Below are 18,390 nucleotides of genomic sequence, written 5' to 3'. Positions count from 1 at the left end.
CGGTTGCCGGGTGAGGCAGGATGGGCATCCATGGCCGGTAGCCGACAAAGGAGAAGCGCATGAGTGCCAGTCTGTTCGAGAACCTGCCCGAGCGTCTTCGGGACGAGTGGTTCGACACCCTGGTCGAGGCCGAGAACGTGACGGTTGAACGCATCGTCTCGCGTGGTCATACCTCGCCGGCTTCCGGCTGGTACGACCAGCCACGGCATGAATGGGTTGTCGTCCTCAGGGGGCGGGGCGTGGTGGCGTTCGAGACGGGCGAGGAGGTGACGCTTGGTCCGGGTGACCATCTGCGCATTCCGGCCCATTGCCGCCACCGCGTGGCCTGGACCGATCCGGATCAGGACACCGTCTGGTTGGCCGTGCATTACGATTGAGCGTCAATGCGCCGGACCCGGTTGCCCTGATCTGATGACGCAGGGGAATGGCTTGCCGGCGCGCGGATGTCGCGTTGTCGCCTTGTCGCGTCGATCTCAGCACGCCCTTGGGCGTTTCGGGGTTGCCGACCGCCTCAATCGGGGCACGCCCACGTATCCAGAAAGGCCCGTCATTCGACGGGCCTTGTTGTTTCCGGGGTGTCGGCGCCTATGCTCCACAGAGGGCAGGGCGTGCGCTGGGCATGGATGCGCGAGACCTGTCCATGGCGCCGTCCCCGATGGGGGCGGTTGATAGGGGCCGGCGTGGAGGATCTCGCCATGAAGCCGAGTTGGATAACCCTGGTGGTCTCATTGGCTGCAATCGGCCTGTGGGGGCTGCCGTCGGCCGCGCTGGCCGCTGAGCCAATCTTCGATCAGGGCCGGACGATCTTTATCGAGACGGACGTTGAGGCGCCGGATCGCGAGCCGACGTGGTACGCCTCGATGGTGGCGAAACCCCATGCGCCGGTGTTTCAGATACTGGCGACGCGGGGTACGCAGGGGCGCTACTACCCCTACACCTATCCGGTCACGCTGAAGGATTTGGTGCGCTTCCACGGCCACGACTGCGAGGGCACCACGCACGCGGCGAACGCGGCGTGGGTGGCCTTCCGGACGCTGTTCCCGGACGGGATCATCGATCGCAGCGTACTGCGCGGCATCAGCGGTACCTCGCCGTGCTGGTCGGACGCGGTCGCCTATCTGACCGGGGCGCGCCTGCAATACGGCACGCTCGGTTTCTTCAAGGACAAACGTTACAGCCACGCGATCCTGCTGTACCGCGAGGACACCGACGTGGCCGTGCTCGCCACTTGGAGAACGGGTATCAACAACATCCCCGACGAGCCGGTGATGTTGCCCGGCGAAATCGATTGGCAGCCCAGGGTCTCGATGGAGCGGGTCAAGGCGCTCAAGGCCGTGGTCAAGCAGGCCGGCGGGAACCCGACGCCCTACCAGGTCGATCTGATGCGCCACTACCAGTGGCAGCACGTCAACGACATCCTCGAGCACCCGCTGGCGGCAAGCTACCAGGCGAAGGTGATCGAGGATTTTGTCTGGGAGGACTGGATCGATCCCGACAAGACTCTGGTCGAGCCGCACACGCGCGGCGATACGCGGCTGAAGAACTATCCCTATCGCAGTCGTCCGGTCGTGCCGGACGCCGAGGTGGAAATGCCCGAGTAGGCAGGGTCGGCGCGACGCTTAGAAGAAGTACTTGGCGATGCCGCGTTCCAGGATCTCGCGCGAGCGGCCGCCGTTCTCGCCGAAGTGCTGCCGGTGGAGCCTGCGGGCGAGGGGACGGAAGGCCTCGACCACCCTGGGATCGAAGTGGCTGCCGGCGTCGTCGCGGATGATGCCCCAGGCGGTCTCGAAGGACATGGCGTCCTTGTAGGGGCGCGGCGAGCACAGCGCGTCGAACACGTCGGCGACGGCGAAGATGCGGGCACTGAGCGGGATGTCCTCGCCGGCCAGCCCGCGCGGGTAGCCGGTGCCATCCCACTTTTCGTGGTGGTAGGCGATGACGTCGCGGGCATCGGCCAACGAGGGGATGCCGTCGACGATGTCCTCGCCCTGCGGCACGTGGGAGCGCATCAGGGCCATTTCCTGGTCGTCCAGGCGGCCGGGCTTGAGCAGGATCCGATCCGGCACGCCGATCTTGCCGACGTCGTGGAGCAGGGCGCCGGAGAGCAGGGCGCGCATGGGCTTGTCGGCCAGGCCGAGCTTTTCGCCGATGGCCATGGCGATGTTGGTGACGCGGTAATTGTGATCGCCGGTGTCGGAGTCGCGCTTGGCCACGGCTTTGCCCATGGCCTCGAGCAGCGCGATGTGCGATTTCAGCAGGTCACGCGACTTGCGGTCGTTCTCGTTGTTGAGATGCACCACGATCGGGTAGATCGCCAGCCCGCAGGCGATCGCCGCGAGGGCGGCCATCAGCGCGCCATCCACAGCCCCCTCGCCCGGCACGATCAACCATGCGACGCTGCCCGCGACGAGGGCGAGCGCGACGCTCACCACGGCGATCAGTATGGCTGCCTTGCGTCGGTAGGAATTCATGTCGCTTCCGTTGCGAAAAGACCCGTCTGGGCGAGGGCGTTATCTTCGCATGCCTTGGCCGTGCCGTGGATACGCGACCATCCGGTACCGGCGGCCTTGCTGATCAGCGCCTTCCTGCCTTGGCTGATAACCCCACAAATGATGCTCGGTGGGCTGTTCTTGTGTTTCGAGGGCGCGGAGAAGATCCGCCCACCGCGTGGTCTGGACTGATCCGGACCTGGATATGATCTGGCTGGCGGTGCATCAGGACTGAATTTGTCTGATTGGGTCGCCGGGTGGGGTTCGATTGGTGCGAGTCACTGCCGGTTGAACGGGTTGGAAATACTCTCGCCGCGTCGAAAGCTGCCGCTGTCAATGTTCGGGCGCGGCCGGTGTCGAGAGACGTGGATTTTCCGGCTGGCGGGGCCCCGAGAAAGGCTCACGGAAGTTGTTGGAATCCCGATGTCGATTGATGTTAACGTCAAATATGTCAATGACTTGAGTGTAGACCAAAGACATGGAGGTAGGGTTGAATGGATAGGGAATCCAAGCTTGGCGTCGTGGTTCGTGACGCCGAAAACGGTGAGCGCGTGCCCAACATGCTCGTGTCGAGCATGGCCGAGGACGAGAAGGGAAACTTAGTCAATCTCGGTGTGTTGGCGTCGAATGCCAACGGCTTCTTGGCGTTCGATCTGGTGCCGACGAAAGCGATCGGCCCATTGAAACACCTCTGGGTTCAGCCGCTGGACGACGCTGAGGCCCGCATCGACGTCGTGGCCGACGCGCAATACGGTCGGGGCGGTGACGTGGTGACGCTCGGTGTTCCCAAGGCAAGCGGGGCGATTGGCGCTAGCGGATACGATGCGCCGCAGTCCGTCATGCCTTCGGTGTTCGACTTTCGTCATTCGCCAGGCGCGTTCGGTGGGAATGCCGATCTCTCGCTCGGCGAGGATGATTGCCGCCAGGTCATACCCAGCAACAAGGCCACCAAGAGCTACTTCCTGCGGGAGGTGATTCGCGACGTGCCCTGGGAAGAGAGCCCCGAGGGCCGCGGACATTGGGTGAAGTCGGAGGCTGGCGTTCGCACCGGTAAGGTCCGCGAGTATCGCGTCACCTGGTCTCCAGCCCGGCACACCTTGGGGGAGGTGGTGTACAGCGTGCCCCTAGCGCCGTGCGAGGCGGTTAATCTCGCCGTGATCGATTGGTCCAGAAGCGATGACGCCAGTCGCGGCGAGAACACGACCGTTACCGAGAACCTGCGTCATCGCCAGCGACGCGATCGCTCGATCGAGGAGACCGTCGAGGCAAGTGTCCGCGAGATTCAGGGCGGCGGTTCGCTGATGTCGGCCGCGGCGGCGACTATCCCGATCGAAGCAGTGGAGGTAAACGCTGCGGCGGGTTCCGGCTTGTCGTTTTCCGGCGGCCGTCGTCAGACCTCGGCGGAAACCACGCAGGAACTCGCAGACACCATCGTGCAGTCTAGTGCGTCGGTGCGCTCCCGCAACAGCACCATCGTCACACAATCGGATCAGAGCGAATCCGAGGTGATCGAGACGCGCACCGTGCGCAATCACAATAACTGCCATGCGCTCACCGTTCTTTACCACGAGGTGCTGCGCAATTATCTGGTTCGGACCGAATTCAATCGCGAAGTCGAGGTGCTGCTGGTTGAGCAGGATCTGATCGATTTCACGCCCGACAATCTCCCCCGCTACCGTCACATCCTGGAGCCTGCATTACAGGCCCCCCGGTTGCGCGAATGTTTCGACGCTAACGCTCGGCTCGTGCATGGCATGCATGAGGTGGATGCGCCCGAACCGGACGCGGATTCGTCGGGGGCAATCGGCACCGTGGAACGGTTCAAGGTGCGGCTGTATACCGGTGACGAGGGCGCGTGGGTCGGCACGGTATTCGCCATCGTCAGTCTGGCAAACGGTGGCGACAAGGAGCACAAGCTTACCGCGCAGGGCAGCGATTACGGCTCCAACAGCAGCAAGACTTATGACTTTCCCGTCATGGGTCAGGGCGTGCGCATCGAGGACGTGCGCGAAGTCGGGGTGCGCTACAACAAATCCGTCGGCGACGATTGGAAGTTCAAGGGCGTGCAGGTCGAGTATTTGCTCGAGGGCGAGAGCGAGCTGCGCCCGTTGTATCGCAATCTGGGCGTGAACAAGATGTTTTCCGCCGACGGCGAGTGGCGGGATGACGTGTCGCTCGCAACCGAACCGGACGAGGAGGAAGGCTCGTCGGACGCCGATGAGGCGACGGCGACGGCCCAACGACGTGATCGCTTCTGTCAGCAGCGCTTGCTGGACCATCTCAACGCCCAGCAATACCACTACAGCCGGCTGATCTGGTTGAATCAGAGCAACACCGCTCGGACCGCCGCACTCGATGCTCAGGCGTATGGTCAGGGCACGCTGCTGGACTACGTCGTGGATCGGCCGCTGGCAGTTCAGGGCCGTTACCTGGCTTATCCGCTGCGCGAGGTGTCCGAACGGGCATCGGAGTCAGCGAGCGATTCAGTGGCCGAACGGGTGGTTAGCTTGCCGGCGCGCGGTGTCTTCGCCGAGGCGCAGCTCTCCAGTTGCAGCGTCTGTGAGAAGCGTGATGTGAGCCGACGGAAGGATTGGAGCCAATCGCCGTGCCGGGACGCCGAGGCGCCGGAAATCAGCGGCGTGAGCCCCGGTTCGCGCGCCCGTGACCCGGACCTCGAGCCAACTTCAATGCCGGACTCGGTGGTCAACATCGTCAATCCGCAGCCGGCGCCCGATCCCACCGGTATGGCCGGCGCGCTCGGTCTGCTCGGGCAGTCGAATATCTTCCGTGACATGTCGGGTCGTCAGGAGCTTGCCGACCTGATGACGGGCCTGGCGACCGGATCGGTTGGTGCGGACGAAGCTCAGCAGCGTGCGCGCGAGATCATGCAGAATGGAGGTGGTGGCGCTTCGGACGGCTCGTCCGCCGGTCAGGGATCGACATCGAAATCCTTAGGCGATCCGGCCCGGACCTACGACGATCTGCAATTGATTGAGGAGGCCTACGATCGTGGTGCCCTCACGGATGAGGGCCGGCAGTCCGCCACCAGCAATCGTCTGGGTGACACCTCCCAGTCCGGTGTCATGTTTGCCAGTCACATCCAGACAGAGCCCGTCGATGTTCGACTGCGACTCTTCATCCCCAGCGAAGCTGTCGACCTCCCGGGCGCTCCGCCTTTGGGAGGCGACGGTCGGGGTTTTTCCTATGATGGCGGCACACATCGCGCCATGGTCGAGTGCGTGCTGGGGCTCGACCCCGATCTGGCCTCGCCGATCATTGGTTCGTACCGACGCGAATTCGGTGAATCCACGGCGTATGCCGAAGAGGATGCGGTCGAGGTCTCGGGCAAGCCGAGTTGGTTCATGGCGATCAAACCTGGCGCTACGCCGACGGAACGAGCTACACAGTCTGTGACCGATGCTCACATCGCGGCCCGAGCTCAGCGATTTGAAGACAACCCGTTGTATTCGTCACGAGTCACCGATTCGCCATCACCCACCATCAAGTTGAATATCGTGATCAATGCGGCGATACCGGACGAAGTGTTTTGGCCGGCGCCCGAGATTACGGGAGATATGGATCTATATCTCACTGCCGACGCCCTGCAGAAGAAAACGCTTTATCGACTGCGTGGCCAGCATGACGGGTTTCCAGCCTATGAGCTCTATCTCAATGGACAACTGGCGTATGCCCATGATCCTGTAGCCACGGGGCACACTCCGGCATCGCTTTTTGGCAGTGGGGAAATTGATCCCGATCATGGGTGGCGCGAAGTGCCCATGCGACCAAGCGGGCCGACCACTACGCCTATATGAGCGCATGACAGCAAAGGGGACGGCCGTGCGGTTGTCGGCCGGAACCCGAGTGAATTATCGAAGGCCTGCCCGGACAGCTCATCTGGGCAGGCCGTTTTGTTTAATGGTTTTACCGACGCGGAGAGATATTACCTATGGCCACAGCCGGACTGCTCGCGCTGCTCGACGACATCGCCACGCTGCTCGATGACGTTGCCGTTTACTCCAAGGTCGCCGCCAAGAACACCGCCGGCGTGCTCGGCGATGACCTGGCGCTCAATGCGCAGCAGGTCACCGGTGTGGGCGCCAAGCGCGAGTTGGCGGTGGTCTGGGCGGTGGCCAAGGGCTCGTTCCTCAACAAACTGATCCTGGTGCCGGCGGCCTTGCTGATCAGCGCCTTTCTGCCGTGGCTGATCACCCCGCTGCTGATGCTCGGCGGGCTGTTCCTGTGCTTCGAGGGGGCGGAAAAGATCGCCCATAAGTGGTTGCACAGCGCCGAGGGGGACGAGGCGCACCGCAAGGAGGTGCTCGAGGCCGCCGTCGACGGGAAAAAGGACATCAAGCAAGCGGAGAAGGAGCAGATTAAGGGCGCGATCCGCACCGACTTCATCCTCTCCGCCGAGATCATCGTGATCGCGCTGGGGGCGGCCAGTGCGGCTGGCATCTGGACGCAGGCCGTCGTAGTTTCACTGGTGGCGCTGGTGGCGACGGCCGGGGTCTACGGGCTGGTCGCCGGGATCGTGCGCTTCGATGACTGGGGGCTGGCGATGGTAAAGAGTGTCGGGGCCGATGCCTGGGGGCGCGTCAAGCAGGCGCTCGGGCGCGGCATCCTGGTCGCGGCGCCGAAATTCATGCGCGGGCTGTCGATCGTCGGCATGATCGCCATGTTCCTGGTCGGTGGCGGGATTCTCGTCCACGGTCTGCCGTTCCTGCATCACCTTCTCGAATGGCTCGTTCCCGATCTCGAGGGGCTGGCCGGGCTGCTGGTCCCGACGCTGTTCAACGGCGCCGTGGGCCTGATCGCCGGGGCGATCGTGCTGGCGGGCGTGACTGGCGTGCAGCGGGTTCGTTCGGGGCCCTAATATCTGACGCAAAACGCCCGCCATGATTGCGGGCGTGGTCGTACGAGCGTGGTGAGCGCGAGCGGTGTTATTCGGTCGGCATCATCGAGGAGTGGTGATGCACGATCAGCCAGCGTCCGTCGCGGTTCTCGTAGACAAAGGTGTAGCGGGCCGGGACGTCGCGGGTCTCGTCACCGTCGGTGACGCGGAAGGTGTAAGTGCCGGCGTCGGTCAGCTTGTTGCAACCGATCTTGACGTTGCGCGTGTTGATGGTGCCGACCGGGCTTTTTTCCAGGAAGTGCTCGAAGTAGTCCTGGATTTCCGCGTGGCTGGTGCGCGGCACGTTGGAGACGGTGGGCAGCAGCACGCCGTCCTCGGCGTACAGGGCCGTGACCTGGCGGGCATCGCCGGTCTGCAGGGCGTCATTCCACTGGTTGAAGAGGTCCTCGGCCAGTCGACGTGTGGCCGGTGCACAGACCATGCAGCTCTCGTCGGCGGGTACGTCGATCGCGCCGTAATGGCTCCCGGTGCCAGTGACCGCGCGGTAGGCATCACGGTGTGACGAGCCCATGCTCAGGCGCGAATTGGGCGCATCGTCGGCGCTGAGAAAGCGAGAGCCACTGATACGCGGGCGGTTGCTGCTGGTCACTGATTGGTCTCCGTCACAATTCGATGGGGCCGGGAATGCCTGCCAGGAATGCTGCCAGGCATGTTGCCTGGAATACTGCCAGGGAATTCAGCGGGGAAGCCCTCGGGAAGCCCGCCATTGTAGGGATTCCGGGCGGCGATGTCATTTCCGGCGGAGTCGAATGGCGGGGTTCGGTTTTCATGCCTTGTTCGACATCTTCGAAATCACCGGGTAGCGCCGGTGCCCGCATCCTGACGAGCTTCGTCGAGACGGGGTGCCACGGGAATCAGGGCTCGGCTCGCTTCGATATTTTTCCATGACACAACGGTGACGACTGGCCTACAGTGGACCGGTGGGCGCCTCGGAGTGTTCCGGGGCTGTCACTCACCATGGCCGGCCGCCGTTTCGCGGTACGGCCTGATCACGACAAAGGTGTGATGCTCATGGCAGAGAAGATGGACGCGGAACGCGGTTTCTACCGCAACGGCAACATCCTGGTTGAACAGGCCACCGACGGCATGTATCTGGTGCAGCGACCTGCTCGGCGACCCCGCAAGGGATCGACCAACGGCCGCATGACCGTGCCGGGCGACATGGAGACCCTCTACGAGACCACGGTTTTCGACGATGCGGTCGACCACGCCCGCGGCCTAGCCAAGGCAAGCTAACGGCCTTGCGGGCCGCCCAGCGCGGCCCCATGACGACGAAGCCCGGATCCGACGGATCCGGGCTTTTTCGTGTCCGGTTGATCGGGCCGAGATTTGCCGGGCAAAGGCTGTGCTTGTGCTGGATGTGCCGGTCCGCCGAGAATGCCTCAAGGGCGCCGATCAGCGCCGGAAGGGACGACGCGGAGGTGACGTCCTCGAATCAACACAGGGAGAGATCTTTCATGTCCGTGTCACCCTCGACGTCGAGTTGCAACGATTTTCTGATCTGTCGCCAGCGACAGAGTGATTCGTATCAGCTCTATCGGGTGGACCCGGAGGCAGCCGAGGTCTTTGTCCCAGTGGGAGCCGAGGCGAGTTTCGATCGTTCGTATGCCGTGGCGCAGGTAGGCGGCTACCTGCTGCAGTGGAGCCCGCTGTGCGATAACGACGGGGTTCCCGGGTACCGATTCGCGCTGAGAACGTTCGATCCGCAAGCGGCCGACCCGCTCAACGGTCCGCTGTTGCAGCACGGTATCTGGAAAAAGACGAAGTTCTGGGGGTACCGCGACTACTACAGCGATGACCCCAACGAGGACGAGCATCTCGATCTGCTGCCCGTGGCGAGCTTCGTGTTCAGCTTGATCCCGGCGAAGGGGCGGGGGACATTCGAACTATGGAACTTCGATCCGAAGCCGGAAGAGCCAGGACATGCCGATCCGCTTTCCGAACCCTATACGGGGCAGGGTGGCTTCCCGCTTATCCGGCAGGGGCATGCACTGATTCCCGTTGGCAATTACGTTCTCGATCGGCTCCCGGATGGTCGGGACTTCCGGCTGTGGAGCTTCGACCCCCAGAAGGAAATGCCGCTTTCCCTACCTGCGATCCAGGCGGGCCGCTGGGACGAGATCGACGCGAGCCACGAAATCGTGGCGATCGGCGAGCACCTGCTTGACTGGCGTCCCGAGGACGGTCGTTACCGCCTATGGGGGTTTGACCCGGAGAGCCCCGAGGTGCTGATCGGTCCGGTTCGCGAAGGCTGGCTGCCCGCAAAGATCGGCCCTGGAGCGCGCCTGAATGGCTTTCAGTCGCGTGTTCCGGTCGACTCGAGCCGAGCCGAAACACCCGGCACCATGGACTTCATGCGTTCCAAGATTCGGCATGTCGTCTATTACATGCTCGAAAGCCGCTCGTTCGACAACGTCTGCGGCTGGTTGTGTGAGAAGGGTGAGCCGAACCATGTCATCGGTCCGGCGGGGGACTTCGACGGGGCCAACACGGACGATTACAACTGGCACGGTGACCGCAAGGTCCACGTCAGTCAGTACAAGGACGGGCGGCTGAGTGACAACTGGGATCTCAAGGCCCTCGACCAAGACCCATTTCATGACACCACCGACGTCTTGCAGCAGATGTTCGTCGATCCGGCGGACTACTGGGAGCGCGCCACGCCGGACATGGGTGGTTTCGTCCTCAACAACGCCAACGATCAGGTGATGGAGACGTTCAGCGCCGAACAGTTGCCGGTATTGAACGGCTTGGCGGCCAGGTTCGCCGTCTCGGATCGATGGTTTTCCTCGATTCCCGGTGGTACGGACGTCAATCGGGCCTTCTCGGTCACCGGCTCAGCGTTCAATCGGCTCGGCACGTGGGAGGGCGGGAACGCCTACGAATACTGGCCCAAATCGCGTCACCGTCAGTCGATCTGGAAGGTGTTGTGGAGCCAGGGCATCACGGACTGGAAGATCTACGATGCCATGCTCTGGAAGAAGCATGTCTTCACCTACCAGCTCTATCTGAAGGGGCAAATTCCCACGGTCGATGCTGACCCGTCGCATTACATTGCCGGGCTCGACCAGTTCACGCAGGACGCGAAAGACGGCAAGCTGCCGGCATTCAGCTACCTGGAACCGATCTGGTACGCACCGTCGGGGACGACGTCATATCACCCGGGGACGGACCCCATACCCGGCGAGCGCGCCCTCAACGAGATCTACGAGGCGATCAGTAACGGGCCCGGCTGGGAGCACACCCTGCTGGTGGTCACCTTCGACAAGAACGGCGGCGTATACGACCACGTGCCGCCGCCGTATGCGCGCAAGCCCTGGCCCAACGATTGCCACGATGGCTTTGCCTACGACCTGATGGGGCCGCGCGTGCCGGCCATCATGGTGTCGCCCTGGATTCAGGAAGGGACGGTCGTCCGGGCGGAGGGCGAGGTGCCGTTCGATTCGACCTCGTTCGCCGCCACCCTGCTGGACTGGTTCGGCGTGCCCCGGCCCCAGTGGGGTCTGGGTGACCGCGTCGCGGTCGCACCGACCTTCGAGACGGTGCTTCAGGCAGCCCAGCCGCGCACCACTACGCCGAGTTTCACACCGCCCTACGACAAGTCATTTCCGCAAGATGGCTGAACGCGACCCTCAACGGTACTGGTTGCAGGTCTGGCCCCACCCCGCCGGTCGCTCAGATGGCGCGGGCACCGGCTGGCTCACCTTGTCCAGATCGTAGTGACAGTCGTAGCTGGCGCAGGCATTCGTGTTGTGCGCCGAGCAGTAATTCCAGGCGTCGGTGTATGAACGGCAGGTGGCTGCTGGATTGTTGTTGTCGAGTTTGGCCTGTACACACAGTGCCTGCTGCGCCTGATCGTCGGGGGCGTTCATCCAGCGGTTCTCGCATTGTTGCCGGACGGTCTCGGGGGACTGTCCCGGCTTTTCACTCATGGTGATCAGCCAGCAGGCGGCGACAAAATCCTTTTTCTCGTCAGCGACCAGATTGTGACTGTCGCCACAGCGGGAGGCCGGATCGCCGGGGCAGCAGTTGTACGAGGTGACGTCGGGGTGGTTGGTGGCAATCCAGGGTGTGGCCGGGGCGTCCTTTGCCAGATGCGTGGTACCGGCGTCGAGCACATCCACCGACGTGCGACCCACCATGCGGGCCCACGCGTTTCGGGCATCGGAACCGAATACCGCGACCGGGCGGGAGGCCTGATCGGTCTCGGTTAGCAACCGCAGCATGGGGCTGAGGTAGTCAGCGCCGGTAGCCGTGTTGGTGTCGAAACGCGTGATCGGGTCGGGAAGATACTGCGATTCGCCACTTCCGGGCGCGGCGATCGGGCGGGCATCGACGATGGTTTCAAAGGCCGTGGGGGTATCCGCGCCTGCCGCACCCATGACCCGGCCCCAGCGGCACATGGTGTAGTTGTTGAGGTAATCGCGGCCGGTCAGTGCGGGAATGGGTGGGTAATCGAGAAACAGCACGGTCTGTTGGGTCGCCATGGGCAGGCCAAGCGGCAGGAACATCGCCCAAGGTTGGCCCTGGCGCGGTTTTGGGTCCCAGCAGCCCTTTGCTGCCTTGCAAGCTTCCACACCGGCGCGGGCCTGGCCGGCGTGATCCGAATCGAAGAAGGCCGGATGCAAGTCGGCATAGCGGCGTGTGATTTCGTTTTCTGGGTGAATCGTCACCCGGACGGTCCGGGTTGAGTCCCGATCGACGAATCGGACGTCGACCCGTGGGGCTTCGACACCATCCCGGCGCAGTGACTGCTCGGTGTAGTGCTCGATTGTCTCGGCCAGGTTCGTGTAGTCCCCGGCGTAGGCCGCAGGCAGCCAGGAGGCGTCCGGATAAAGGTTGCGCAGTGTGGACTCTGATCCAAGGTCGTAGACGACACCGTCCGATTCGGTCGTCGCTTGCACTTGTGGCGTCGCGAGGGCGGCGGTCAGCGCCAGGGCGAACAGCGCCGCCCGTGAGCGGGCACCCATGATGAAGGGCGGGGTGGTCATGTGAATCTCCTGGTGAGTGCCTCGGGCGGTTGGTTGCGAAGCGGAATCAGGATGGCGCGCGGTCGTCGCTGTGTATCGCTTCGCCGACTTCCACGCGGTTTCGCCCGGCGCGCTTGGCCCGATAGAGCGCGGCGTCGGCGTGGTGAATCAAGAGGTCTTCGGCATCGTCCTCGCTTGGGATGCGGGTGGCGGCGCCGACACTGATGGTCACGACGGTTTCGGTCGAGGAGTGGGCATGCGGCACTCCCTTGTCGTTGACCGCCTGGCGCAGCCGTTCGGCGACGGTGGCGGCACCCGGTGCGTCCGTGCCGGGGAGGATGATCAGGAATTCCTCGCCGCCGTAGCGGACCGCCAGGTCGGCCGGGCGCTTGAGCGTCTCGTTGACGGTCTGGGCGATGGCCTTGAGGCAGCGGTCGCCCATTGGGTGGCCGTAGTTGTCGTTGTAGGCCTTGAAATGGTCGACGTCGAACATGACCACGGACAGCGGGCGTTGTTCGCGGCGCAGGGTCTCCCAGGTCTCCCGCAGGTAGCTGCTGCCGCGGCGCCGGTTGGCCAGCCCGGTGAGTTCGTCGCGTTCGGCGAGGTTCTGCAACTCGCTGTTGAGCTGTTCGAGGCGCTCGGTGCGTTCGGCCACGCGGGCCTCGAGCGTATGGGAATAGTCCTGGATCTGTTCGTAGAGGCGGGCATTCTCCAGGGCGACCGCGGCCTGAGCGGCGAGCAGGCGCACTACCTCGGCCCGATCCTGGGTGAATGCCCCGGCGGCGAGATTGTTTTCCATGTAGAGCGCGCCGACGAAGCCTTCGCGTTGCAATGGGACGCAGAGGACCGACAGGGGGCGCCGGGCGGCAATGCAAGGGTCTTCGCTGTAGGCGCCCACTTCGGCGGCGTCGTCCAGCACCACGGTTTCGCCGCTAGCGAGGACGTGGCTGAGTAGTGTCATCGGGATCGGCACGATGCGGCCGACCGGGTCGATGGCGCGTGCGTAGCGGGGCAGGCCGGTCCCGGGTTCGGGCACGTCGCCGCCCACGGCCTCTACCTGCGTCTGGCCGTCATGATGGCGGACCAGGCAGGCCCACTGGCCGCCCGCATTTTCCAGCAGGATGTCCATGCTGGTGCGCAGCAGGCTTTTTGTTCGCATTTCGCCGGCAATGGCGCGCGATGCCTTCATTATCGATGCAAGGTCGAGGTGGAAGCCATCAATGCGTCCCCGTGCGCCTTCACCGGTGATCTCGTGCAGGACCGGATGCTGATCCTCGAGCAGGGCAACCTTGCGCCGGGCGCCCCAGCGCGAATAAAGGCGGTGTGCCGCCCGCAGGTAGCCTTCGGCGGCCCGTTGCCGGCCGAGGTTGAGCAGGTAGATGGCAGCGCGTTCGCATGCCATGGCCTCGTCGCGGCTAAAACCGCTTTCGCCGGCAGCGGCGATGGCGGCATCGAAGCGTTCCATGGCCGCTGATGGTTCTCCGGCCACCGCGTCCAGCTCGGCCTCCATCAGGTATTGCAGGTGACGGAAGTTCTCGGGACAGTTGTCCGCCCAGCGACGGATCCGGCCAAGGTCGCGTTGCAGGCGCTGGGCGACGGGATCCTCGGTCTGGTCGGCGCGCTCGGGGAAGCAAGTGACGTTGGCGAGGAAGTCGATCAGGTAGAAACGCACCAGCTGCGGCAGCGACATCGCCGAGCGGATCAGCCGCGCCTGGTCCTGGAGGTGGTCGAGCGCCTGCCCGGCCTGACCGTGCAGGAAGCAAACCTCGGCCTTGTAGATGTGATAGTTGGCCACCCCCGTCATGAACTGGCGGTCGTGCATGCCGGCGAGGCAGGCGGCCTCGTCGAACTGCGGGTCGTTCAGGGAGCAGACATGCTCGGTGCGACCTTGCAGGGCGTACTGCATCTGCAGGAACAGGGTGGCGGAATCGAGCGAGTCGCGGTAATCGCACTCGCGGACGATCTCGAGGTTCTCCTCGTGCCGACGGGTCGCTTCCGGGAGGTCGAGAGTCGGGTCCCAGATGACGCAGTCCTGCGCGCTGTAGGCCAGGTAGAGGAGGTCGCCGGACTGATAGCCCGCCTCGATACCTTCGTGAAACCAGGGCGTGAGCGTGGACCAGTGTTCGTTCCAGTGATGGACGAACATCGCGTAGACGTAGATCACCCGTGCTCTCAGGGTGATGTCGTCAAGGCGCTCGTTGATGGCGAGACCGATCCGGCCGTATTCGTGGCCGGCGGCGGGGTCGTCCAGATCGCCGCAGAGCAGCATGCCGTAGGCGGCGTAGGCGAAGGCCGACTCGGGGCAGTTGCCGTGGCGCAGCGAGAGGTTCACCGCCCGGAGGACGAGATAGGGAAACAGGTTGCCGCTGCCCGAGAGGAACGACGCCGGGAAGATTTCCATCAGCAGGCGCATGGCCAGCAGGACCGAGCGATCGTTCACCGGCGGGGCGTCGACCAGTTCTTCGGAGCGTCGACCGGCGCGATTGATGGTGATCCGTTCGCGTTCCTCGCGGACCAGCGCCTCGCTCGGATGGTGGTCGACCGGCATGCCGAGCAGGACGAGGCCGTCAATGGCTGCACGAATGGAATCGTCCATGCGTCCCAGGGTGGCGTACTGGCGCGTCCGGGCCGAGAGGAATTCCACTCTCTCGAAGTCGTTTCTCGCCTGGTGGAGCAGGATCTCGGTCCAGCGTTCGGCTTCGTCCTGCCGGCCAGTGAGGTAGGCGCATTGCTGGATTTCCCGCCCGAGATCGATGGCGAGATCGGGATGCGTTGACCAGGGATTGGCCGGCAACAGATCCCAGCCGGTCTGCAGGCATGTCAGCGCGGTCTCGTAGGCCGCGACACCGTGGGCCTGGCGGCCAGCTCGCAAGTTGAGGCCGGCCAGCGTCAGTCGTTCGCCCGGGTCGTCGATAAGCGCCCGCCCGGCATTGAGGTGGCGGACGATTTCCATCAGGCGGTCGCCTTCAGGCTCGCCGCCGGCGTGGCGGCGCATCAGCCGGCCGATGGACAGGTGGACTGCCTCCATGTGACGGGCGTCGGAAAGCGTGTAGGCCGCCTGCTGCACTCGGTCATGGACGAATCGGTAGGCCGGGTTCCAGTCGAACGTCGTGACCCGTTCGTCGTCCCGGGGCGCTGTCCGGCCCACGAGACGGTATTCGGGATGCAATGGAACGACGCTGTGCTGTCGCAACGCGGGCATCAGGGCGTTGGCGGTTTCGTCGCTGGAGCGCTCGAAGATGATCGCGAGGGTCTTCAGATCGAAGGTGCTGCCGATGCAGGCGGCGAGCTGGAGGGCGTGCTGCGTCTCGCCGGGAAGCTTTTTCAGCGTCGAGACCATGAACTCGACGATATCGTCGCTGAACCCCGCCCAGATGGCGGCATTCAGATCCCAGTCCCAGCTGTCGTGGTTCGGCGTGGGGCGGATCACCTCCTCGTCGTGCAGTGTCTGCAACAACTCGTTGGTAAAGAACGGGTTGCCCTGTGCCTTGCTGTAGATGAGATCGCTCATGGGGCGAACTCGGTCGGCATCGGCTTTCAGGGTGTCGGTGACCAGGTGGTGAATGGAGGTCCGGTCGAGCGGTTTTACCGGCAGGTCATGGAATGTGCGCGCCGAGCGCAGGTTGTCGAGCATCAGCCGCAGCGGGTGTCCGGGACCGACCTCGTTGCTGCGATACGCGCCGATCAGCAGCAGATGGCCCAGGTCGCGGCTGACGGCCAGCTGTGCGATCAGATCGCGTGTCGGTCCGTCGCTCCATTGCAGGTCGTCGAGAAACAGCACCAGTGGATGATCGGCGGTGGCAAACAGGCGGACGAACGTGACCAGGACGATCTGTCGGCGATTGCGTGCCTCGGCTGGTGGCAGGTCGGCGACGTGCGGTTGCGGTCCGATGATCAGCTCGAGTTCGGGCACCAGGTCGATCACCAGCCGCGCATTGGGTGCGAGCGCCTGCGTCAGCTTCTGACGCCAGCCGGCGAGCCGGTCTTCGGACTCGGACAGCAGTTGGCGGACCAGGCTGCGCAGGGTGGCGGCCACCGCACCGTAGCTGGCGGTGTGAAACTGGTCGAACTTGCCCTGGGCGAAGAAGCCGCGCTGGCGGACAAGCGGGCGATCGATCTCGTTAACCAGCGCCGATTTGCCCACGCCGGAGAAGCCATGCACCAGGCACAGTTCGTTGCCGCCGTCGGCCGCGTTTTCGAACAGCTCGCCAAGGATGTCGAGTTCCCGTTCGCGCCCATAGAGCGTCTGAGGCAGGGTGAATCGGCGCGACCGGTCGTCCTGGCCGGGGTTGAACGTCCTCAGCGACTGGCCGGCCTCGATCGACTCGACACAGCGTTGCAGGTCCATGGTCAGGCCATGGGCGCTTTGGTAGCGCTCGTCCGGGTTCTTGGCGAGCAGCTTGAGCACGATGTCACAGACAGCGGTGGGGATGCCGGGCACGAAATCGCGGGGCGAGGGCGGCCGCCGGCTGATGTGGTGGTGAACCCACTCAAGCACGCTGTCGGCCTGGAACGGCGGCCGGCCGGTGAGCAGCTCGAACAGGGTCACCCCCAGCGAGTAGTAATCGCTGCGGTAGTCCAGTTCGCGGTTCATGCGGCCGGTCTGTTCGGGGGACAGGTAGGGCAGTAGCGATTCGAGGCCGTGGTCCAGCCGGGACTGGCGCTCGCGATCCAGTTCCGAGGCGATGCCGAAGCCGGCGAGTCGCAAGGTGCCATCGACCGAGTCGAGCCGGACATGCTCCGGGGTGATCGACTTGTGGACGATGCTGCTGGCATGGAGACCATCGAGAATGTGGGTCAGTTGCCGGCCGACCGAGAGCACCTCGGCCAGGGGGAGGCCGTCGCCGCCATTGCGCGCCAGCCGGTCGGCCAGGGTGTCCACGATCGGTTCGGTGATCAGCGCGACGTTGCCGCTGCCATGGGGTCGAACCGCGTGGACCTTGAGCACGCCGGCGACCGAGGCGAGGCGGCGGGCGAGTCGCCCGTCACGCTGGATCTCGGCGACCTGGCGTTGAGTGGGATAGTCGCTGGCGAGTGTCTCGATGACGACTCGCTGCTCGCTTTCGCCCCGCTGGGCCTCATAGATGATCCGATCGCGGCCCCGTCGCAATACGGGACCGATCTCGTAGCCGGGAAGTGGCGGGCCGTTGCCGTGCATGATCAGCCCCTGGCGAGCCGCTCGACGACCCTGCCCACGACCTTGGCCGGGCATGACGAGGACTGGCGCGCCGACCGGTCGGGCAAGATGCGCGTCGGGATCATTCGGTGGCGGTCTGGGCGGTGCCCGGGCGGCCGAAGAAGTGATCGACGGTGGCGGCGAAGTCGTCGCGGGCGGTATCGCACAGCGGCGAGCCATGGCCGCAGAGGGCGTGCCGGAAATCCCGCTGCATGAGCCGGTGGAAGTCATCGGCCTGCGGTTCGGCCTTCTGCATCCACAACGGGCCGATGTTGGCCGGTTTGAAAAAGCCCATTTCCTGCATCATGTCGCGCGAGCCGTCGGAGAAGAACTCGTCTGGTGCCTCCCAGTTCTGCAGCGCGTCGCAGGCCACGAGGATGCCGCCGGCCCGGTCGATGTGGAGGATACCTTCGGGGATCGCGGTGGTCTCGAAGGTGAACAGCTCGGCGTCGGCGATCGGCAGTGGCGCATCCGCCGAAAGCGTTTCGTCCGCCGGCAGGCCGGTTTCGTGCTCCATGCCCGGCATCATCCAGTAGCGGGCGCCGTAGTGCTGGACGTAGAACGGGTCGTCGCGACCGTGCAGCGAGCCCAGGCGAACCACGTCGGTCACTTGGCCCAGCTGGTCGAGCGCGGCGAGCCCTTCGTCGTCCAGCCGGACGCTGTTGATGATAGTGAGTCGATCGCCGTCGCGGACCACCGTCATGTTGCGACTGAACTTCCAGTCCATATCCATCAGACAGGTTTCCATCGCGCCAGAGACGAAGAAAACGTCCGGGAAGATCTCCTTGATGGGGCCATGCGAAAGGGCATCGGGCAGTGCGGTCATCGGGGTCCTCCTTG

At 64.3% G+C, this 18,390-nt stretch carries 12 protein-coding genes; 7 read left to right on the top strand and 5 right to left on the bottom strand.

The genetic code is table 11. From position 1 onward, the window contains the following. The first annotated feature begins 59 nt into the window (after nucleotides 1-59). Entirely contained in the window at nucleotides 60-377 is a 318-nt protein-coding gene (locus tag SR882_RS07820; protein WP_322520696.1) for a cupin domain-containing protein, read from the top strand. Nucleotides 378-695: 318 nt separating this feature from the next. Next, nucleotides 696-1,601 carry a formylmethanofuran dehydrogenase subunit E family protein gene (locus SR882_RS07815; RefSeq protein WP_322520695.1) on the top strand — a complete coding sequence of 302 codons (906 nt, stop codon included), beginning with the start codon at nucleotides 696-698 and terminating at the stop codon, nucleotides 1,599-1,601. 18 nt (nucleotides 1,602-1,619) lie between these two features. Here the strand turns inward: SR882_RS07815 and SR882_RS07810 are convergent, their stop codons facing one another. Beyond that, complete coding sequence (locus SR882_RS07810; protein ID WP_322520694.1) at nucleotides 1,620-2,471, bottom strand: HD-GYP domain-containing protein; 852 nt, start codon at nucleotides 2,469-2,471, stop codon at nucleotides 1,620-1,622. A 60-nt stretch (nucleotides 2,472-2,531) separates the two neighbouring features. On the opposite strand from SR882_RS07810, the gene SR882_RS07805 reads away from it, so the two are divergent. From SR882_RS07805 to SR882_RS07795, 3 genes are all read left to right on the top strand, one after another. After that, complete coding sequence (locus tag SR882_RS07805; protein ID WP_322520693.1) at nucleotides 2,532-2,681, top strand: DUF808 family protein; 150 nt, start codon at nucleotides 2,532-2,534, stop codon at nucleotides 2,679-2,681. A 302-nt stretch (nucleotides 2,682-2,983) separates the two neighbouring features. After that, entirely contained in the window at nucleotides 2,984-6,304 is a 3,321-nt protein-coding gene (locus SR882_RS07800; RefSeq protein WP_322520692.1) for a hypothetical protein, read from the top strand. Between the two features lie 134 nt (nucleotides 6,305-6,438). Further along, nucleotides 6,439-7,365 (top strand): DUF808 domain-containing protein, encoded by a 927-nt coding sequence (locus tag SR882_RS07795; protein ID WP_322520691.1) that lies wholly within the window; start codon nucleotides 6,439-6,441, stop codon nucleotides 7,363-7,365. Nucleotides 7,366-7,432: 67 nt separating this feature from the next. Here SR882_RS07795 and SR882_RS07790 read toward each other — a convergent pair whose 3' ends face one another. Beyond that, entirely contained in the window at nucleotides 7,433-7,993 is a 561-nt protein-coding gene (locus tag SR882_RS07790) for an SgcJ/EcaC family oxidoreductase (RefSeq protein WP_322520690.1), read from the bottom strand. Between the two features lie 422 nt (nucleotides 7,994-8,415). Between SR882_RS07790 and SR882_RS07785 the strand changes: the two genes are divergently transcribed. After that, complete coding sequence (locus tag SR882_RS07785) at nucleotides 8,416-8,640, top strand: hypothetical protein (protein WP_125199027.1); 225 nt, start codon at nucleotides 8,416-8,418, stop codon at nucleotides 8,638-8,640. Nucleotides 8,641-8,645: 5 nt separating this feature from the next. Continuing rightward, nucleotides 8,646-11,027: an alkaline phosphatase family protein gene (locus SR882_RS07780; RefSeq protein ID WP_322520689.1), complete on the top strand. Its 2,382-nt coding sequence runs from the start codon at nucleotides 8,646-8,648 to the stop codon at nucleotides 11,025-11,027. Nucleotides 11,028-11,036: 9 nt separating this feature from the next. On the opposite strand, the gene SR882_RS07775 is transcribed toward SR882_RS07780, so the two are convergent. The 3 genes from SR882_RS07775 to SR882_RS07765 all read right to left on the bottom strand — a co-directional run bounded on the left by SR882_RS07775 (nucleotide 11,037) and on the right by SR882_RS07765 (nucleotide 18,376). Further along, nucleotides 11,037-12,395 (bottom strand): hypothetical protein, encoded by a 1,359-nt coding sequence (locus SR882_RS07775; protein ID WP_322520688.1) that lies wholly within the window; start codon nucleotides 12,393-12,395, stop codon nucleotides 11,037-11,039. A gap of 46 nt (nucleotides 12,396-12,441) precedes the next feature. After that, nucleotides 12,442-17,532 (bottom strand): diguanylate cyclase, encoded by a 5,091-nt coding sequence (locus SR882_RS07770; RefSeq protein WP_322520687.1) that lies wholly within the window; start codon nucleotides 17,530-17,532, stop codon nucleotides 12,442-12,444. Nucleotides 17,533-17,632: 100 nt separating this feature from the next. Beyond that, nucleotides 17,633-18,376, bottom strand: a complete 744-nt coding sequence (locus SR882_RS07765) for an MBL fold metallo-hydrolase (RefSeq protein ID WP_322520686.1) — start codon at nucleotides 18,374-18,376, stop codon at nucleotides 17,633-17,635. Between the last annotated feature and the right edge of the window lie 14 nt (nucleotides 18,377-18,390).

It is taken from the genome of Guyparkeria halophila, from assembly GCF_034479635.1.
In the GTDB taxonomy this organism is placed as follows: domain Bacteria; phylum Pseudomonadota; class Gammaproteobacteria; order Halothiobacillales; family Halothiobacillaceae; genus Guyparkeria; species Guyparkeria halophila.
The sequence above is the reverse complement of the archived record's forward strand: the minus strand, read 5'-3'. Positions and strand labels throughout refer to the sequence as shown.

What these genes read in the sequence shown, in the direction of transcription:
- SR882_RS07820 (WP_322520696.1), top strand. Translation starts at nt 60, where the DNA reads ATGAGTGCCAGTCTGTTCGAGAACCTGCCCGAGCGTCTTCGGGACGAG.
- SR882_RS07815 (WP_322520695.1), top strand. Translation starts at nt 696, where the DNA reads ATGAAGCCGAGTTGGATAACCCTGGTGGTCTCATTGGCTGCAATCGGC.
- SR882_RS07810 (WP_322520694.1), bottom strand. Translation starts at nt 2,471, where the DNA reads ATGAATTCCTACCGACGCAAGGCAGCCATACTGATCGCCGTGGTGAGC.
- SR882_RS07800 (WP_322520692.1), top strand. Translation starts at nt 2,984, where the DNA reads ATGGATAGGGAATCCAAGCTTGGCGTCGTGGTTCGTGACGCCGAAAAC.
- SR882_RS07795 (WP_322520691.1), top strand. Translation starts at nt 6,439, where the DNA reads ATGGCCACAGCCGGACTGCTCGCGCTGCTCGACGACATCGCCACGCTG.
- SR882_RS07785 (WP_125199027.1), top strand. Translation starts at nt 8,416, where the DNA reads ATGGCAGAGAAGATGGACGCGGAACGCGGTTTCTACCGCAACGGCAAC.
- SR882_RS07775 (WP_322520688.1), bottom strand. Translation starts at nt 12,395, where the DNA reads ATGACCACCCCGCCCTTCATCATGGGTGCCCGCTCACGGGCGGCGCTG.
- SR882_RS07770 (WP_322520687.1), bottom strand. Translation starts at nt 17,532, where the DNA reads ATGCACGGCAACGGCCCGCCACTTCCCGGCTACGAGATCGGTCCCGTA.
- SR882_RS07765 (WP_322520686.1), bottom strand. Translation starts at nt 18,376, where the DNA reads ATGACCGCACTGCCCGATGCCCTTTCGCATGGCCCCATCAAGGAGATC.